This is a genomic window from Flavobacteriales bacterium, assembly GCA_019694795.1.
Lineage (GTDB): Bacteria > Bacteroidota > Bacteroidia > Flavobacteriales_D > UBA2798 > UBA2798.
Genome location: JAIBBF010000001.1, coordinates 134,339 through 153,214 on the forward strand (window position 1 = coordinate 134,339; position 18,876 = coordinate 153,214).

The following is an 18,876-nucleotide window of genomic DNA, read 5'->3' on the forward strand; positions in this document are numbered from 1 at the left end:
AAGGTAATGGCTCAAAGCAAAAAAGCGTAGGAAAAAAGAGAAATAATGGACTGAACTTTTAAACAAAAAAGGGGATATCGTGGAAAACCATCTAGAATAAAATTCGAAAGCGCGACTTATTGACTGAAAATCAAAAATAGACCGTTGAAACACAGGGCAAGTATCCCTATTGATGTACTTCCAGCGTGGAGCATAAAAATAATTTATCGGCTTAGAAAAAAGGATTTATGTGACTTATGACGGGAAATGGAAATAGCAAAACAGTCCGTTCAATTCAAAAATCCTGAATAATGGACAGAAAAACAAAAATGACTAAAAGACCTTGATTGTTTCTATTTTTGGGAGGTGGAACGGTCGCAATTTTCGAAGGGGCCCTTTGTGCTCGATTATTTAAGCTTTGGAAGTGGTCCAAAAACCTTAATCTGTTTCCATGGATTCGGTCGAAGAGCAGAAGATTTTTTATACTTCCGCAAAGAGCTCGAATCAACTTACACCGTGTATTCTTTTTTCTTTTTTCACCACGGGCGATCGGAATATCCCGGTGATCGGATCGATAAAAACACACTCAGAGCAGAAGAATGGAATGAACTGATCCGGGACTTCCTGAATGAAAAAAAAATAGATCGCTTTTCTCTGATGGGATACAGTATGGGAGGCAAACTGGCGCTTTCGATTTTGGAACGGCAATCTGCCCATGTAGATGAAATTTTTCTGATGGCACCGGATGGAATAAAAACCAATTTCTGGTATCGCTTTACAAGTAAAAACAAATTGGGAAATATGATTTACCGAAGGGTTTTAAAAAATCCTAAACCATTATTCTCCCTCATGAATCTAATGGTAAAATTGCGATTGGTTTCATCGAAATTGGTTCGGTTTGCTCAAAGTAATTTAGAAACAAGAGAAAAAAGAGAATTGGTTTATAAAGTTTGGCTTACGCTCCGTCATGTAGAACCCACCGTTAAAACCTGCTCCCGTATCATAGCGCATCAATCGATTCAATGCTATCTGCTTTTTGGGAAATATGACAACGTAATTTTACCCTCTACAGGAATCTGGTTCCAAAAATTGAGTGAAGGAAAAGCAAAATTTTTCGAAGTGGAATGCGGACATAACATGTACAATGAGAACAGTAAAGCCGTATTAAAAAAGATCTTGAGCTAAATCTTTATTTTAATTTCCGTAAAAACGTATCGACCAATTTTGTTATGCCATCAAATGCAAAAAGTGATAATTGATCGGCCTGATCATTGATATCATGATACGCTTTTGATCCTCCCATGGTGTACATAAAAAAAGCAGGAACTCCTTTTTGTGAGAAGGGATAATGATCGGAATTGGCAGCAGTACCACGCGGCTTAATCTGCACCAGCGATTTCGTTTTTTTATTCAGATTGGTCAGTAATTTAAACTCCTTTTCATGCAAAGTTGCATTGACAATCGTCGCTCCTTCTTCACCAGTGCCTTGTAAATCGAGATTAAATAGAAAGCGGATTTTTTTTAAGTCCACCGGACAATGATCTGCCATATAGGAAGAACCCAGCAATCCTGCTTCTTCTCCCGCAAAAGCGACAAAAATGACATTGAATTTTTTAAGCGGATTTTTAACTATTCCTTTTAGCAGGGACAATAGCTGAGCAATTCCGCTGGCATTATCATTTGCACCATAAAAACAGGCTTGTGTACCCATCATACCCAAATGATCATAGTGAGCAGTGATCAGAATATATTTATCCGATTTTTTCTTTGCAGGGACGATAGACCATACATTTCGTGTGCTGTATTTGGGAATAAATCGGTTATTGATTTTTACATGAAGCATCTCAGCATTTTCAGGAAAAGAAGAAGCAAGCATATCCAGCTTTACGACGTCAGAAACTTTTCGTCCCACGCTCCATGTCAGTTTATTTTGCAGGCGAATAACCGGATATTTTTCGGAACAGGATTTCAAAATTTCCTGATATCGTTTTAAGGAATCTTTATCCGTAATTCCCTTCGAAGAAAAGACCAGAATTTCATCGGATGAATGTCGCGTTAATGCATTTTCCCAATGAGCGGGATCGTAAAATTTTATTTTATAAGTGGCGTTTACTGAAGGACAATTCGGATCTACTATATAATCGGTTCCCGGAATTAATGTTTTTCCATCCATCTTCAGTTCGATGGTATCCGGAAAAGTATTCACTCCGAATTGAAAGGGCTGAAAATAGGAATTAAGAACAGGTAGGGCACCGAGATTTTTCATTTCGGCAGCAATGTATTCGGCAGCGAGTGAATCGCCATGATTTACATAACCGCGGCCAAACAATTCCGGAGAAGCAAGATCCTTGATCCACTTACGGGAATCGTTGGATTGTGTCCATGCAAAAACATGGATTCCCAAAAACAGAATCGTAGCTAGTGTCCGAATAAAAAACATATCAGGAATATCTGCGTTCCACCAATTCCGTAAACTGAACGACGGATTCCGATTCAAGGTCCCAGTTATATTTCGTTCCGAGAGATAACAGGAGATTTTTGGCATCGTCCATAGAACTCATTGAGTTCAGTTGATTCACAGCTTCGTTATAGGCCGTGTTTTCTCCTTCGAATAAATCATTCATGAAGAGAAATTTCTGATTCAGACCTATGGCTGTTTTCAAATCTGAAATCGGTTTCTTCTGAAGTTTTTCTGCCAGTGAAACCTTTTGTTGTTGTTGCGATAATTTATCGTTGAGCGAACCAATATCAGTGCTGCTGCTTAATTTCTCTTCCACTGCAACAGGAGCTTGTTTAGTCTCCAGTTTAGGCTCTACAACCGGTTTAATTTCCTCCTTGGTTTCCTTCATTTCGGGAACCTCAGCATCTAAAATACTGGTTTGTGAAGTTGGCGTTTTAACCGGGTTCGACATGTTGATTTTAAAGGTGGGGACATCCACTTTTTCCTCTGCTACTTCCTGTTTTTTCTCCAGCACCACCGGAGCTTCCTTTACCGAACCGATAATTTGTTTTTCGAGCGCTTTATACCTCAATACCACAAGGCGTTCATACAATTCCCGGCTCTCCTGCACAAGGTTTTCCAATTCGGAAGCGGCTAATTGTCCACCCTCCAGACGGGCCAATTTGGACTGTAGGTTATCAATGAGTTCTTTCATGCTGCGATAAGCATTGGTATCCATGGATCTAAAGCTTTTGGGTAAAGATAAACAAAAGGCATAAACAGAACGCCGTAAATGGAATTGTGTTATCCACTAAGCGTCTTTTTTGCTATTTTCACATTTAAATCGCGAATTGATGTTCCTCGAGCACAATAATCAGGGAAAAAAAAGGGGCTGGATCGAAGTGATCTGTGGCTCGATGTTCTCCGGTAAAACCGAGGAATTGATCCGTCGTTTAAAGCGGGCTGAATTTGCGCGACAAAAGGTGGAGATTTTTAAACCTACCATCGACAAGCGTTACCATGAAACCGAAGTGGTATCGCATGAAGGAACAACAATTCGTTCCACACCCGTGGAATCCTCTTCCGAAATTTTACTTTTGGCCACCGATGTTGATGTGGTGGGTATTGATGAGGCACAATTTTTTGATGAAGAATTAGCCAATGTCTGCAACCAACTTGCCAATAACGGCGTGCGGGTTGTGATTGCCGGTTTAGATATGGATTTTCTTGGAAAACCATTTGGCGTGATGCCTAAATTATTGGCAATAGCAGAATATGTCACCAAAGTGCATGCGATATGTATGGATTGCGGTGAACTGGCCAATCATTCACATCGTACCAGTAAAGAAGAAAAACTGGTGCTACTCGGCGAAACAGATCATTATTTACCGCTCTGCCGATCTTGTTTTAATAAAGCAAGAGGTCAACAATGAATTCAGTTAGTCCACAACAACTCTGCAGCATTCTGAAAGGAACCATAATTTCTTCGGGGAAGGATTGTTTTATCACTTATCCTTTGCTCGACAGCCGGATTCATGCTGTTGCAGGACGTGAAGCTTTTTTTGCCATCAGAGGAAAAAATCACGATGGACACCGCTATATCCCTGAGATGATTGAAAAGGGCATTCAGGTCATTGTAGGCGAAACATTTGATCATATTACTTCGAATGATTGCTGGCTGATTCAGGTAGAAAATAGTTTGGAGGCCCTGCAACGATGGTCGGCCTACCACCGTTCGTTTTTTACTGCACCATTAATCGCCATAACCGGCAGCAATGGAAAAACGATTGTGAAAGAATGGCTCTATCAAATTCTTCGTAAGGATTTTAATATTGCGAGGAGTCCCAAAAGCTACAATTCCCAGGTTGGCGTTCCGCTTTCATTGTTATTGTTAAACGAACAGCATGAATTAGCCCTCATTGAGGCCGGAATTTCTCAGCCGGGTGAGATGGAAAAATTACAGACCATCATACAGCCGGATATTGGGATTTTGACCAATGTGCGAAATGCGCACTCAGAAAATTTTGTCGACCGAAAGGAACATATTCGTGAAAAAATTGAATTGTTCAAGAGTTGCAAAACCATCATTTACGGGAATGATGACGAACAACTGGACGAAGAAATCCGAAACCAATTTCCGGAAAGGGAGTTGATTACATTCGGAAAAAACAAAGATGCCTTTCTGCACGTGATCAGTCAACTGAACAGCGGTTCAAAAACAAAACTCGAACTGAATTCACCCGCAGGAAATTTTTCGCTCGACCTGCCCTTTACCGATATCGCCTCAATCGAAAATGCACTCTGCTGCATTTGCTGCGCAATACGATTACAAATTGAGCCCTCCATTATTTCAGAACGCATTGCCCAATTAACACCCATTGAAATGCGACTGGAATTATTAAATGGAGAAAATCATTGTACACTGATTAATGATAGTTATAATTCCGACATCGCCTCCTTATCCATTGCGCTTGATTTTATGAATCAGCACCACAGAAAAGGGAAAAAGACGGTGATATTATCGGATATATTGCAGGACAAACAAGCTGAACTAGAACTATACCGGCAGGTAGCGCATTTGCTGAATGAGAAAAAAGTGGATCGTTTAATTGCCATTGGTGATAAAATAAAAATCTGCAGTACATTTTTTCAGGGTTCCTCTTCCTTTTATGAAAGTACCGAAGCCTTTTTAAAAGAAATTTCTGTTGACGATTTTAATCAGGAAACGATTTTAATCAAGGGCGCCCGCTCTTTCGGTTTCGAGCGCATCACTCAACGCCTGCAGGAAAAAGCGCATGAAACCGTTTTGGAAATCGATTTGAATGCGCTGGCACATAATTTAAATTACTACCGGAATTTAATTCCCCGCGAAACAAAAATCATGGGCATGGTGAAAGCATTTTCCTATGGAAGCGGTAGTAAAGAAGTAGCCGAAGTGTTGGAATTTAATCGTTGCGATTATTTAGCTGTTGCCTATGCGGACGAAGGAGTTGAATTGAGAAAAGCAGGGATTTCTTTACCCATCATGGTGATGAATCCCACAGAAAGAAGCATCCGTCAAATCATCGATTTTCATTTGGAACCAGAAGTATATTCGTTCAAAATTCTTCATGAAATTCGCGATTATCTGATGCAGCACAGCGAAATTTTTATTCGTGTCCATTTGAAAATTGACACCGGTATGCATCGTTTGGGATTTCTCCCGGAAGAAATTGAACAACTCTGCCAGGAATTAAAATCGGTTCCCCGACTGAAAGTGGTCAGTATATTTTCTCACCTTGCAGGAAGTGATGATCCGCAACTGGATGAATTCTCCCTGCAGCAACAACATGAATTGGAAGCTGCAGCATTACAGATTGAACTTTCCCTCGGATACAAACCCATGAAACATTTACTGAACAGCGCAGGAATTGCACGTTTTCCAAATGCTAGTCTGGACATGGTTCGCCTGGGAATTGGATTATACGGCGTGGGATCGCAGGCTCAGGAACAATTACAACTTCAAAATGTAAGCAAACTACGCTCAATCCTTTCACAAATAAAATCCATTCCCGCAGGAGAAACAGTGGGATATAACCGAAATGCGAAATTGAATCGCGACAGTAAAATAGGAATTGTTCCACTAGGATATGCCGACGGATTTTCGCGTTTATTGGGTAATGGAAACGGTGATGTAATAGTAGCCGGAAAACGCGCTCCCGTTGTTGGTAATGTATGCATGGATATGCTGATGATTGATCTCACCGATATTCCCGAAGCAGCAGAAGGAGATGATGTCATTATTTTTGACTCCGCCGATCGATTAAAAGAATTAGCTCAAAAGTCGCACACCATCCCCTACGAAATCCTAACCTCCGTATCGGCCCGGGTAAAACGGGTTTATTTGCGTGAATAAAAATTTAAAGTCTTGCTTTTCAGCGAATTAATGATTGAATAATTTCAGCTTTCGTTTTAAAAAAAATCCTATTTTTGAAGCATCAAAATCATAATACTATGAGCCACGACAATCACGGACACGATCAAGAGCACGACCACGGACATGAACACGGTAGCGAGCACATCTTTTTTGATGGCGGCGGAGTTGCAGGTGTGGGATGGATTTATTTGATTCTTGCGCTCGGTATTATTTCCTATATGGTATTCCTGGGCTAAAAAAAGCCTACTTGTTTTTAATAGAAAGCAGATACAGTGATGTGTCTGCTTTTTTTATTTCAGGTTGGTGTTGATCCAATGTCCCAATACCACTAAATGCCAAACGCGCGACCAGCTCACGCGTGGATCATCCTTTAAAAATGCATTCCACCAATTTCTGATTTCTTCCGCATCAAAATGTTCATCCTTAACCAACACCTGAATTCCATCTTCGCAAAATGATTTTAATTCATTTTTCATCCAGTTTTTCCATGGCAATGTAAATCCCATTTTAGGGCGATCCCAGATTTCTTTCGGTAATACATCATTCATGGCATCCACCAGTAATTTTTTTGGTCGATCCGGATACTTATACCGGTTGCGAACACCCAGTACATATTCAATTAAATGATGATCCAAAAATGGTTCGCGAATTTCCAATGCATGTGCCATACTCATTTGATCCGCATCACGCAATAAGACATTCTGCAGATAACTGTACATTTCTGCATACGAAATTTTACTCAATTCATGCATCGAAACACCGGCAGTACCTGTGCCAATTCCGCTTATTAGAATTTCTTTTACACTGCGTGACGGTAATTTCTTTTGATCAAGCAATTGAGCAATGACCACATCTTTTAACACCTGACGATTCAATGGATATACATGTTCGAGATCAAAATATTCCAAACGCAAAAACTCATCGATTTTATCAGATGCAATTCCAGGTTTAAATTTTCGATAGGAAAACCCTGCCAGTTTGCGTAATCCCATTGGGAAATATTGCAAGTATTGTTTGGAAGAAAGTCCACTCAATCGTTTAAACACATCGTAGCCTGCAAACAATTCATCTCCGCCAATACCCGACAAAGCCATGCTAATCCCATTTTGTTTTGTAGCACGCGAAACAATCCAGGTATTGGGACCATCACCCGAAGGGTGATCCATATCCTGAATAGCTTGAGGTAAATCGTTTAAAAAATCTTCGGGCTTTAATTTTATTTCGGTGTGACGCGTAGAAAATTTTTCTGCAATAGTTTTTGCGAATTGTGCTTCACTAAACTCCTGATCATCGAAAGTAACTGTAAACGTTGAAACCGGCTCGGATGAAACCTCTGCCATCAATGCAACAACAACGGAAGAATCAATTCCACCGGAAAGAAATGCGCCGAAAGGGACATCAGCTACCAATCGTTTTTTCACTGAAGCTTTCATTAGAGCACGGACATCCGCTGTTACCTCTTCATAGGATTTACCCTCACTGCGATAATTTACCAATGCAGCTGCGTTCCAGTATTCTTCCGTTTTTACTTCACTGTCCTGTATCACCATATAATGACCAGGCATCAGCATTTGAACCTGCTTTAAAATAGTTGAAGGAGCGTGAACGGTTTGATACCGCAAATAATCCACCAGGGATCTTTTATCCATTTCTTTCGACACCAATCCCGATTGAATAATTGCCCGGATTTCACTACTGAAAACAATCGATTTTTCCGTTTGTGCGATATAAAGTGGCTTTACCCCCATTCGATCGCGGGCTATAAATAATTCCTGTTTCGCTGTATTCCAAATGGCAAAAGCGAACATTCCTTCCAAGCGCGATAAACAGTGGACGCCCCACTTTAAATAAGCGGCCATCAACACTTCAGAATCACTTTGTGTTTTAAAAGGATAATCGCTCAACTCATTTTTTAGTTCACGGTAATTATAAATTTCACCGTTAAACACCATCACCACCTGACGATCCTGCGAATAAAAAGGTTGATTGCCATCGGCAGAAACATCAATGATAGAAAGTCGGCGATGACCTAATACTATCATGGAGTCTGCAAACACACCTTCAGCATCCGGACCACGATGCGCAATGGCTTTGTTCATGCGACCTAAAACCTGCGATGGATCCACAATTCCATCTAGACCAAAAATTCCGTTAATTCCGCACATATAAAAAAAAGGGAGGGATTTCTCCCCCCCTAAATATAGCGTGTTTTATTTCTTTATTTAACCAAAAATTTGATGGTTTTCATTTCAGATCCAATCATGATTTTTGCAAAATAAATTCCAGATGAAAATTCTGTTCCTACAGGAACCGATAAGAAATTACCACCAACATTGGAATTGTATTTAGAAGAGTGAATTAGCTTACCGGAAATATCAATAATATCAAGTGAAATTAAATTCCCTTCCATTGACGTTGGCAATTCAAAAGATAGATTTACAAATCCTCCAACTTCTGTTGGATTAGGATATAAATTGAAATCAGAAATTGTTGAAGCATCATTTATTTCCATTGAGCGTTGAACTTCAATAATCTCATCCATTGCAACGGCTGATGCAAGCGTAATTGAACAACGAGTTGAATAAGAGCCCCAGGTAGTTCCAATTTTTGCACGAACATCAACATTGTAAGAATTTCCTGCAATTAACCCTTGAATGTTTCCGAGTGTATTTGTTGTTCCACCTGTAGTTACAGATGTAACTAATGTATTTCCATTATAAAATCTCCATTGGTAATTTACTGCTGAAGCTACAGAAGTACAAGTAATGGTTCCGGTTGATCTGCTTAATCCGGTTGCACCACAACTTGCACCATCAAGTGTAGTTGTTGGAACACCACCATTTAAAGTAATCTGACAAGTTGCTCCGGGATCAGTCCATGCGCCATTGATGTAAGCCCTAACAGAAACATCATAGGTGGTTCCATAAATCAAACCTGAAAAAGCTGACAAGGAAATATTTGGTAAACCCTGACCTCTATATTTCACCTGTGAATAGCCCAATGATGTATTTGTAAGGGTAAACTCATAATTATCTGCACCTGCAATAGAATTACAGGAAATACTGCTATTGGTAGAAATACCAGAAGCACCACAGAATGTTGGAGTCAATTGAGTGGTTGGTGCAACGGCTTGTAATGAAATAGAACAAATACCTGAAAAATCACCCCAAACTCCACCAACTTTTGCTCTAACTCTTACATTATACGTTTGACCATATAACAAACCCGGAACAGCACTTAATCCAATACTTGGTACGGCTTGACCTCTAACACGGTTTTGCGAGTAGCCTAAACCTGAATTGGTAAATTCGAATTCATAATCTTGTGCCTGGTAAACATTGTCGCAATAAATATAACTCGACATACTAAGATTTACTGCTCCACATGATGCAGTAGTTAATGCGGTTGTTGGAACACAGGCTGAAGAACTTACTGTGATATTGGAAGTAGCAAAATTAGAAATACCGTTACCATCTGTGTAGGTATAGGTGAGTGTATGTGTACCCGCACCGGCTACGGCAGGATCGAATGTATTTCCTACAACGCCCGGACCTGAATAAACCCCTCCAATAGGTTGACCATCCGACAAGACAAATGATGGCGTGTTAATACAAACACTTGACAATGGACTAAAAGTAACTAATGGAATACTCGTAACGCTAATATCATCCACAAACAATGTTGAAGCGTTGGTAGAAGCGCCTGACACAAAATAATAAACCCATCTGATTTGTACTACGGATTGATTATCGCAGGAAGCAGGAAGAGTTACAGGACCAAAATTGGTAGATCCTACTCCACTTACACTGCTGTACTCTCCGCCACCAGAAATTACATCGGTCCATGACCCTGAAGTTCCAATTCTATATTGAGCGCGAATTGCATATTTTCTTATTTGCACATTTGTACAACCTGCGGTCCAAGAAACCTGAACATTTGTTCTGTCTGTTGTGTTAACCGCGAGGATAGCATGTCCGCCTCTGTTCGTTTGATATCCCGTATTATCTGGAGTAGTGTTGGAATTGGTAAAGCTAAATCCGCCGGCGCCTAATCCATTCATGCGTGTTTTGGTAGACAGGCTATACGAACCAGTAATATTCCCTACTTCAGTGGAAGATAAATTTGGATTGACTTGTGAAAGCTTGTGAAAAACCATAGAAGTAGGATAGGTTCCTGCAGTACTTGTAGAAGCCCAATCCGTCATGGAATAATTTCCAAGTAAAGCTAAATTATAAGGTGTTGGATAGGTCTGTCCTATAGCCGTATAGCTTAATAAAAAGGCAATAAGAACAGAAAAAGTAAACTTTTTCATATAAAATTTGGTTTTGGGGTTTTAATTTCTGAGGCCAAAGTTATCGTTTTAAGCATGGACAGAAAAATGACCTCACTCAGTACCGGGTACACGGAATTATGACATCGATTACCTTTGAAAATAAAATCAACTGATTATCAACATCAATTCGCGAAACAGAAAAAATCTAAGCAATTTCAGGTTAAACAACTAACTGAATATCAATAGATAAATTTCGACCAATTTTTTTTAAGTTAGTGAATATTAAGCAATTTATCCGTCCAAACCTGCGGGGTGATTTTGCTTGAAAGTAAATGGCTGTGCACCGACATGGACAATAGAGAATCCTGATTCAAATTCATGCATTTAGTTAGGACCTCTTTAATTGAATTTTTATTTCCTGCCTCAATCAAAAAGCCATTTTTATTTTCCTCAAGAAACACTTCCGATGCACCAACATTGGGTGTGCAAATAAGAGGAAAACCACTTGCTGCAAATTCATGTACCACTACTCCCCAGGGTTCAAATTGACTGGGCAAAATAAACACACCGGTTTGAGCAATGATTCCGGAAATCTCATTCGGTTGAACAAAACCGAAGTGCTTTATTTTTGGATGCTCCACTTTTTTATCCCATAAATCACCCGTTCCTAAACACCACAATTCCCATTCATTCGGATGTTCATTTTGTAATTCAACAAAAGCATCCCATAAATCCTGAATACCTTTAAATGGTAAATAACGGCCTACATAAATAAATCGTTTCGGAAAGTGAGAAGTTCGAAGGGGTAATAATTCATTATAGATTTTAAAAAAATGACGCGTATCTGCCGAATAAAAACCGGTCGAAATATTTTTTTCGGGAATCCCCAATCGCCTTGCAAATTTTTTCTGTCGCTCGCCCGGCACCCAGGCGTGACTAAAATAGGGACGAATCAATTTAAAGCGAAACAATGATGCGATGCGTTGACGAAAACTTCCATCCCATTGATTATCGAGTCCAACAACCACCGGAATTTTGAATCGGAATTCCTTACAAACTTTCAGGTAACCTTTATCCACCCAACCACTACAAAAAATTAAATCCGGATTAAAATTTTTAGCCATTGCCAGTAATTCATCATCCTTGATTTCATTTCGTTGTAGCACCTTAATACCATCCGGAAATTTAAAATCGAACGGAGCTTCTTTGTTGAGGGGCCAACGTACTAAAATTACTTCTGTAGAAGTAGTATTCACTAATTCATCGATACAGCTCAGAATATAACCGGCTAATTCGGTGTACAAAAACAGAATTTTACGTTTTGAATCGCTCATTTCTTTCGGCGTTTAAACATAAAACGAATCAGCACCAATGGCAACAACAAACAAATTACACCATACCAGAAATAACGATGACCGATCGCTTGTTTGGTATAGAGCGGTACCAGTCGCCAGTTAAAGGCAGGCTTTGTTACTTTGTGAGGCGCATAATAGTCGAGATCATAAAATTCGGGCGACATAGCAAGCGGAAAACTTTCCAATTGGTATTGATCTCCCTTTATGTTCACTTTTAAAAGCGCATCCCTTGGCGTATCGCGAATGGCGGTTGCGACGTATTGAATATTACCTTCGCGATGCACAAAAAATGACGTGGGAACATTTCCCATGGAACCGCCCATGAAACAGACTTTTTTGGTGGCAGATAATTGTTCAAGTAAGGGTAAGATATCTTTTCTGTAATTGGAGGGATGAGAACCTCGGGTATTATCCGTAAATAAATCTTTGAGCTGCGGATGTTCTTCAGCCCAGATTAAGCGATGTGCAAACAAAAACACACCATGTAACGAATCGGCAAGATTTAATTCCGATTTTAAAAAATCTAATTGTTCTCCTTCTATTGAACCATCATTCAGTTCCGTATCGAGAATAATAAATTTCCAGCGGCCAACTACCATGGAAAACCAGGTGGCTCCGTAATTTTTCTGATAAACATCTGAAGACAAATCGTGATTTCCGACTGCATTATAAAGCGGGATTCGCAAGGGATTTAAAATATCGCTGGTATAATTCGGAATATCATTCTTTACATCCAGAAAAAAATCACCCAGGTGAATCAGAAAAAGTGAACTGTCTGCATTTATTTTTTGAAGATTGGAGGTGATGGTTTTTGCAGGGTGACCGGTAGTATTGTTGGAACTACCGTGAAAATGTCCGCTGACAAAAAACGAAAAGGAATCGCCAGTTACTGTAGGAAGCGATTTCCCATTCATGGCATGCCCGAATCCGAATTGCACCTGAACGAATACAGCTAAAATGGAAACTACAATTTTAATGCGATTCATTGCTTAAGGATTTCAAGTTTACAATCCTCTTCCACCTCATCCAATTGATCAACTTCGGTTGACTTCAGCGATTTAATTGTGCCGGAAGCGGGACCAAATACTTGTCCCTTATGATGCACTTTCAATCCTAATTTTAATTGCGACAGATTTAATTTTTCCACGTTCAGCACCGAAGAATTACTGAGATTAATTCCAAGTGGACCCTCACTTAAATCTAAAGTGTTAGAGCGTAACGTTGAATAATCTTCGATCTTCAATAATTCATCCTCTGTTTTCGAAATTTTTAATTCTTCGGCGCGAACAATGGCATTGTTCAATACGATTCCATTATCGCCGCATTTTTTTACCGTGATTTTATTCAGTGCTGCATTACCAAAGAAAAAGCGAATTCCATCGGAAGAGCAATCATAAACATACACGTTTTGAAGTCGGGCATTGCATCGTACAAAACTTAATCCTGCGCCTTTGCATTCTTCCACCAGGCAGTTTTTCATTTCAACGGATGAACCATAAACATTGAATACTGCATCATGCGAAAAATCACCCTTTTTGGGTCGCGACAATTTTTTAAAATGAACAAAATTAAAATGGTTTTCACCGGAAGTTTCCAGTAGTATTATTCCCATTCCTGTTCCATCTTCCGAACTAAACACAATTGGATTTCCTTCTTCTCCATTGGCATCTATGGATGAATGAGAAATAATTTTTGCTTTATCCTTTAAGTTGAATGAGGTTTGAGCTAATATCACCACGGTGTAACCAGAAGGAATAATCATGTCGCGATCTAGGGTATGATGCCCCGGCACAACATGAATGGTTTTGCTCGACTCCTCTACCACCATAAATGGAAACTCCGATAAATTGGCAGGCTGATTCAAATAAGCATCTTCTGCCTTGGAATAGCTATAAGCAGAATATGTAAATGATTTTTCTTCTTTACGTTCAGTTCTTCCAGGCAATGAATACTCAAATACAAAATCAGTTTTTTCAGTAATGGCTAAACCGGCAGGACGTCCGATTTTTATTTTTTTATAATTCACATAATCATCCGGCGTCTTGGAAGGGACAACCATTGGTTGCGCTAATGGAATACGAAGAGAATCAATTTTTAGCGCATAAATAACCGAAGGCAATGACTCTATACCTCCAATACTAAACTCCAATGAATCATCTTTGATTTTCTCGAGATGAGCATAAAATCCTTTAGGTGATTTTAAAATAGCCGATATGCTCTTGGCATTGTTATAATATAAATTGGGATCATATTTTTTGAAAGGGAATTCAGCATTCAGAATGGCCAAATGCGATTTTAAAACGGGATCAACAGAAGTTAAAAACTGATCGAGCCATTCTTTGGTGGCAATCCGATCCAAGGCCCGGATATAAGCCGCGAAAAATGCCGTATCATTAAAAAGTGCATTGTGGTGATCATTGATGTATTCCTTTTTTCCGGTAAAACGATATGAACCTGCCAGCTGATTGGTTTTTCTTACGCTGAAACTTTCATACGAAACAGGTTCCAGTAATTGGGTTTGAGAATTATAATAATACTTTACATCACTCCAATCGAGAGAATGGTGTCCACCAACCAAATCGATAATCGCATGAAAGCGTGCTAATTTTTCGATATCGAAAACTTCCGAAGTAGTTAAATCGCCGCGACGAAATCCTTCTAAGCGTTCCATGGCATTGACAAACAATTTACGCAGGGAAGAATCTTTTAAGGTATTCTTGGTATCGTAAGGTTCAAAGTAGGAAGACTGCATTTGTGCATATTCTTCCGTAATATTTATTTTATTTAATTCATTCAATCGATACACCCAATATAATTCCGGATTGTAACGGATAATGGGTCCTTTTAAACGTTCATTGTTTTCCACTAATTCCTGACCGAAATGTTCTTCCAGCGCATATACACCCCAGTTTTCTCCGTTTACGTTTACATGTAAAAACATATAGCGCAATGCCATAATGTCTTCATGTTCCATCATGGTGTGAAAAATCCATTCGTAAATATAATTGCGTGTTCCGGGATGCTGGAGTGAAAAGCGTTTCATCCCTAAAAAGGCATCCCCCTTTTTCGTCTTCACCCGGAAGGACCATTTTTTTTCCTGCAAATGATCAAGCATGTGTCCCTTTAAGCGCAACTCTGCACGAATGGGAGTACCGTTATGTTCAAGTAAGGCATCTACATAACTGTCCTCTTCATTCACCATGACTCCCCGCTCCAGCGATCGTTCCCTTTGTTGTTCGAGTTTTTTAAAATCAGCTTCATCAATGGTGATGGACAATGTTTCGTATTGTGCTTTAAAGCTTCCGGCATAATTTGAACTGGTAGTAGTAATAAACTCCCAGAGGTTGGAATAACCTTTGGATTTCACCCAACGATTGGCAAAAAATCCCCCAACTAGAGAAAATGCAAATAATCCAAGAAATCCGTAAAAAATCCGCTTACGCGTTTTGGGTTGCAGAGCCATGGGGTAAAAATACTTGAAAATGAAGAATAAATGATTAATTAATTCTTAATCTGTATCGCTTCATTTAAATTTTCTTCAGATTCCTGAATTTCAGGTATAATTTCAGGCGAAATTAAGATTGTAATCGTGCAGAATAAAATAATGGTAAATGGGTTGAGTGAACCTGCCAGCCAACTTTCATAAGTTATAGAAAACAAGGTTGCGAACAGGACAGGTATAGCTACACGGTTTTTTCTTGCCCCCTGAATAAATAGCTTAATAAAATTGGTAAAATATAGGACTAGTCCGATAATTCCTACATCGAACCACAATGTTAAATAAGAATTGTGTACCCCTCCCTGATGCCCCAGCTTTGCAAGCATACCGTAATTCTGCCTCATAATAAATTCATCGTTACCCATACTGCCTCCAATAAAGAAGAAATCCTGAATTTTTTGCCAGGCAAAACCCCATGCAACGAAACGGCCGGAACCTTCTTCCAATGTATTTAACCGGAAGTATTGCTCAAGGCCCAATGTTTGAATGATGTAAACCAGATTTTGGAAAATCAATTCCAGCGAAAACATAATGATGATTAAAATAATAAAACCAATAAACGGAGAGAAGCGATAAAGCCGGGTGAAAAGCAGCAATATAAAAACGGATAATAGTGCCGTTCTGGATCCACAAATCAATAGTGCATAAATAAAAATGATATAAAAAAATCTTTTCTCATTTCTGGTAAATAATGAGGGATACAAAGTTTGCAATACAAAGAAATAGGCAAACGATAAAAATAGATAAATACCAACACCATTAGGATTACCAAACAAACCTCGAAATCGTCCTGCCAAATAAGAAAATTCTGGATTGACTATCCTAAATAAAATCCCAAACAAGGTTATTAGGACCATCAGCCAGGCCAAATCTTTTAGTCCGATTAGTCCTTTCTCCCTATGAATAACAACTACATAAAAAGGAACAACCACAAGTAATAAAAAATAAGAAATTGTTTTTTGAAGTGAAACAGAAAAATTCCCTGCGTACATCAAACCAATGGTTGCAATAATTAAAAAAGGTATAAATCCAACATGGATAGTTGGAAAGGGTGAAAAATATTTTTTACGCGTGAAAATCGTAATAAACAAAAACAGAATATATACGTTTTTAAAAGATTTTGCGAAAGTAAAGTGATCTAGATTATCTGAAAAAACCAGGACCAGCAAAAATCCCATCAATAATTCGAGATACCTTTCACTTTTCCAAAATAATAAAAGTGATAAGGAAACCACCATCATGGCTCCAACGGAAGAAAACCAACCCACGATTCCCCAAATCAGAAAAATCACATATGATTGAATATGTCTGCTTAAATGATCTTTCATTTTGAAGCTTTTTCTGCCCTTATACTTTCTTCGGAAACATCATTTTTATAATGCTTCATTATTTCCTGATGTCTATTCTCCAAAAACTCGATTTGAAGTTGCAGAAAATTTTTCCATTCCTCCATTCCAAGAGGTCTTCTCCATCTCCGGATCTGTTGAGGCATTACCGGTTCAATGCGATCTGACATTTGCTGAAAGGAGGAAATCAGCGTCTCCGAATTTAATTTAGGATCCTGATTCAAGGTTTGGCCAAACATCTGCTTGAATTCTAAGGAATGATCCAGCGATTTAAACAAGATTCCTATTGGAGATTTCGAATTTCGAATTCGTTGAATCATGTTTGTGGTAAAAGCATCTTTCCCTGAGTATGCCATTCCATAATCCATATCCCAAAGCACGAAATTCCATTTTTGCATGGAGCTGTCAGCCTTTGAATCATTAATGCGAAAACACTTTACATTGTTAGCCGGCCAATCCGTATTTGCCACATAGATTTCAGTTACTAAATAGGCAACAAAGGCGGGAATGTTTAAACGTTGCTTTACGTAATTGTAATTTTCCTCTAGCGAAAGATCTTTTGTGCGACAAAAATCCAGCAATTGGTTGAAATCATCTACATCGCGTTTATTTCCATGACTCAAGGTTGTACCTTCGATAATGGCGACATCCTTTTTTGAGACGGAGAAACGGTTGGATAAATAATCTTCATTGATACGCTCTCTTAAATTATGTAGTCCCCAATATTCCCCATTGATAAATAATTCAACCGGAACATAGCGTTGAGCAATCAGGTGGACACCTAACTCCGGCCAATGCGAAAAATGGCGATGAATAAATTCATCGGAAATCATGGTGCGATCCCAGTCGTTACCACCATTCCGTAAAATCAAATCTTTCCATTTTCCAGCTTTTCCTTCCGAAAAAACATCACCCGTGAAACCGGTGTTTTTCTTTTTGCCTTTTGCACTTAAGCGAATGGATTTTTGCGGATAAGCCCTTGTAGCATTTCCGTGAATCCGCGCTGATGCATCCGACTCAAAAACCAGATTTCCATTGGCATCATTCATCATCACATGCACACCTCTCGCCCACTTTTTGCCTCTGAGTTTATAATTTGCCGGACGTTCCCACCAGGGAGTTCCTGTTGGAACATTGGTGCTGAAATAGGATGTATTTCCCATTACATATATTCCACTTTCATTGCTGAAAAAATCATCCGGATTGATCCATAATGCCATTTGGGGAATTCCGGAAGTGCTTAATGAATGGAAATGATAGTTTAATGCTGAGCGCTTTTTATTTTTCCGATCCACCTGACATGAAACGTAAAAATCACAAGCAGGGAAATTTCCGACAGGAGCTTTCCAACGAATGGACGTAGATACGGCACTTAAGCGATGAATTCCTTTCGGAAGAAAAAATTTCAATTGCGACTGGTCCTTCACCCAGTGATGACCATCGGTTGAATAATAGGTTTCAGCATCTGAAGAAAATTCATGCTTAGCATCAATCGCATAATTGGGTAATTCGGTCCACTTAACAGCAGGCGACATGAATGCATAGGAAACACCAATCACCAGCAGGAAATAAATAAAAGCGATATTGACTTTTGATCTCATGAACGCTTTTGCAGCCACAACAATGGCAACACAATGAGAATAAATGAAAGGAATGTTAAAATAACATATCCCGCTCCGCAACAAATTCCGGCTACAGCACTGGCCAGGTACAGGATAAATGCCGCATCATCTTTCCAGAAGCGCATAAAACGCACACTGAATAAAACAGCAAGTACAAGCACCATGATGGAAAGCGGAAAAGAATATTTTACCAATGCGGTTAACACGGCGAATAAGGAAGAAAATAAAGCAGAAGAATAAATTTTCTCATCACTTTTGCTGAATAATCCAGCCAGAAGACCCAAAATAGCAGCACTGGCAATCTGTATCAGGAATAATGGCACATCAGACAGTGCAAAACCATTGAGTAAATCAGAAAAAAGTGCTTTCATCGATAAAATCCTGTTACTCAACAAAAATAACCTTTTTACCATTAGACCAATGCGAATAGCAAGTATATTTGCAGC

At 39.2% G+C, this 18,876-nt stretch carries 14 protein-coding genes; 4 read left to right on the plus strand and 10 right to left on the minus strand.

The window, feature by feature from the left end:
- Positions 1 to 345: 345 nt before the first annotated feature.
- Positions 346 to 1,164, plus strand: coding sequence for an alpha/beta hydrolase (locus tag K1X56_00515; protein ID MBX7093175.1), 819 nt, complete (start codon positions 346 to 348; stop codon positions 1,162 to 1,164).
- Between the two features lie 4 nt (positions 1,165 to 1,168).
- Here K1X56_00515 and K1X56_00520 read toward each other — a convergent pair whose 3' ends face one another.
- Positions 1,169 to 2,419, minus strand: a complete 1,251-nt coding sequence (locus K1X56_00520; GenBank protein ID MBX7093176.1) for a M20/M25/M40 family metallo-hydrolase — start codon at positions 2,417 to 2,419, stop codon at positions 1,169 to 1,171.
- Between the two features lies 1 nt (position 2,420).
- Positions 2,421 to 3,158 carry a hypothetical protein gene (locus K1X56_00525; GenBank protein ID MBX7093177.1) on the minus strand — a complete coding sequence of 246 codons (738 nt, stop codon included), beginning with the start codon at positions 3,156 to 3,158 and terminating at the stop codon, positions 2,421 to 2,423.
- Between the two features lie 115 nt (positions 3,159 to 3,273).
- Between K1X56_00525 and K1X56_00530 the strand changes: the two genes are divergently transcribed.
- The 3 genes from K1X56_00530 (at position 3,274) to K1X56_00540 (ending at position 6,571) form a co-directional block, all read left to right on the plus strand.
- The gene (locus tag K1X56_00530; GenBank protein ID MBX7093178.1) at positions 3,274 to 3,852 is read left to right on the plus strand and encodes a thymidine kinase; all 579 of its coding nucleotides are present in this window, start codon (positions 3,274 to 3,276) and stop codon (positions 3,850 to 3,852) included.
- A complete protein-coding gene (locus K1X56_00535; protein MBX7093179.1) occupies positions 3,849 to 6,314 on the plus strand; it encodes a bifunctional UDP-N-acetylmuramoyl-tripeptide:D-alanyl-D-alanine ligase/alanine racemase in 2,466 nt (821 codons plus the stop codon). The genes K1X56_00530 and K1X56_00535 overlap by 4 nt, the downstream gene beginning before the upstream one ends.
- 98 nt (positions 6,315 to 6,412) lie before the next feature.
- The gene (locus tag K1X56_00540) at positions 6,413 to 6,571 is read left to right on the plus strand and encodes a hypothetical protein (GenBank protein ID MBX7093180.1); all 159 of its coding nucleotides are present in this window, start codon (positions 6,413 to 6,415) and stop codon (positions 6,569 to 6,571) included.
- A 54-nt stretch (positions 6,572 to 6,625) separates the two neighbouring features.
- On the opposite strand, the gene asnB is transcribed toward K1X56_00540, so the two are convergent.
- The 8 genes from asnB to K1X56_00580 all read right to left on the minus strand — a co-directional run bounded on the left by asnB (position 6,626) and on the right by K1X56_00580 (position 18,801).
- Positions 6,626 to 8,500: an asparagine synthase (glutamine-hydrolyzing) gene (gene asnB, locus K1X56_00545; protein ID MBX7093181.1), complete on the minus strand. Its 1,875-nt coding sequence runs from the start codon at positions 8,498 to 8,500 to the stop codon at positions 6,626 to 6,628.
- A 53-nt stretch (positions 8,501 to 8,553) separates the two neighbouring features.
- The gene (locus tag K1X56_00550) at positions 8,554 to 10,647 is read right to left on the minus strand and encodes a T9SS type A sorting domain-containing protein (GenBank protein MBX7093182.1); all 2,094 of its coding nucleotides are present in this window, start codon (positions 10,645 to 10,647) and stop codon (positions 8,554 to 8,556) included.
- Between the two features lie 233 nt (positions 10,648 to 10,880).
- Complete coding sequence (locus K1X56_00555) at positions 10,881 to 11,942, minus strand: glycosyltransferase (GenBank protein MBX7093183.1); 1,062 nt, start codon at positions 11,940 to 11,942, stop codon at positions 10,881 to 10,883.
- Positions 11,939 to 12,949, minus strand: coding sequence for a hypothetical protein (locus K1X56_00560; protein ID MBX7093184.1), 1,011 nt, complete (start codon positions 12,947 to 12,949; stop codon positions 11,939 to 11,941). Before K1X56_00560 ends, K1X56_00555 begins: the two co-directional genes overlap by 4 nt.
- Positions 12,946 to 15,426, minus strand: a complete 2,481-nt coding sequence (locus K1X56_00565) for a CotH kinase family protein (protein MBX7093185.1) — start codon at positions 15,424 to 15,426, stop codon at positions 12,946 to 12,948. Before K1X56_00565 ends, K1X56_00560 begins: the two co-directional genes overlap by 4 nt.
- A 38-nt stretch (positions 15,427 to 15,464) precedes the next feature.
- Positions 15,465 to 16,790, minus strand: a complete 1,326-nt coding sequence (locus K1X56_00570) for an O-antigen ligase family protein (GenBank protein ID MBX7093186.1) — start codon at positions 16,788 to 16,790, stop codon at positions 15,465 to 15,467.
- Positions 16,787 to 18,409 (minus strand): CotH kinase family protein, encoded by a 1,623-nt coding sequence (locus tag K1X56_00575; protein ID MBX7093187.1) that lies wholly within the window; start codon positions 18,407 to 18,409, stop codon positions 16,787 to 16,789. The genes K1X56_00570 and K1X56_00575 overlap by 4 nt, the downstream gene beginning before the upstream one ends.
- Positions 18,406 to 18,801: a hypothetical protein gene (locus tag K1X56_00580; protein ID MBX7093188.1), complete on the minus strand. Its 396-nt coding sequence runs from the start codon at positions 18,799 to 18,801 to the stop codon at positions 18,406 to 18,408. The genes K1X56_00575 and K1X56_00580 overlap by 4 nt, the downstream gene beginning before the upstream one ends.
- Between the last annotated feature and the right edge of the window lie 75 nt (positions 18,802 to 18,876).

What these genes read in the sequence shown, in the direction of transcription:
- K1X56_00520 (MBX7093176.1), bottom strand. Translation starts at nt 2,419, where the DNA reads ATGTTTTTTATTCGGACACTAGCTACGATTCTGTTTTTGGGAATCCAT.
- K1X56_00525 (MBX7093177.1), bottom strand. Translation starts at nt 3,158, where the DNA reads ATGGATACCAATGCTTATCGCAGCATGAAAGAACTCATTGATAACCTA.
- K1X56_00530 (MBX7093178.1), top strand. Translation starts at nt 3,274, where the DNA reads ATGTTCCTCGAGCACAATAATCAGGGAAAAAAAAGGGGCTGGATCGAA.
- K1X56_00535 (MBX7093179.1), top strand. Translation starts at nt 3,849, where the DNA reads ATGAATTCAGTTAGTCCACAACAACTCTGCAGCATTCTGAAAGGAACC.
- K1X56_00540 (MBX7093180.1), top strand. Translation starts at nt 6,413, where the DNA reads ATGAGCCACGACAATCACGGACACGATCAAGAGCACGACCACGGACAT.
- asnB (MBX7093181.1), bottom strand. Translation starts at nt 8,500, where the DNA reads ATGTGCGGAATTAACGGAATTTTTGGTCTAGATGGAATTGTGGATCCA.
- K1X56_00550 (MBX7093182.1), bottom strand. Translation starts at nt 10,647, where the DNA reads ATGAAAAAGTTTACTTTTTCTGTTCTTATTGCCTTTTTATTAAGCTAT.
- K1X56_00555 (MBX7093183.1), bottom strand. Translation starts at nt 11,942, where the DNA reads ATGAGCGATTCAAAACGTAAAATTCTGTTTTTGTACACCGAATTAGCC.
- K1X56_00560 (MBX7093184.1), bottom strand. Translation starts at nt 12,949, where the DNA reads ATGAATCGCATTAAAATTGTAGTTTCCATTTTAGCTGTATTCGTTCAG.
- K1X56_00565 (MBX7093185.1), bottom strand. Translation starts at nt 15,426, where the DNA reads ATGGCTCTGCAACCCAAAACGCGTAAGCGGATTTTTTACGGATTTCTT.
- K1X56_00570 (MBX7093186.1), bottom strand. Translation starts at nt 16,790, where the DNA reads ATGAAAGATCATTTAAGCAGACATATTCAATCATATGTGATTTTTCTG.
- K1X56_00575 (MBX7093187.1), bottom strand. Translation starts at nt 18,409, where the DNA reads ATGAGATCAAAAGTCAATATCGCTTTTATTTATTTCCTGCTGGTGATT.
- K1X56_00580 (MBX7093188.1), bottom strand. Translation starts at nt 18,801, where the DNA reads ATGAAAGCACTTTTTTCTGATTTACTCAATGGTTTTGCACTGTCTGAT.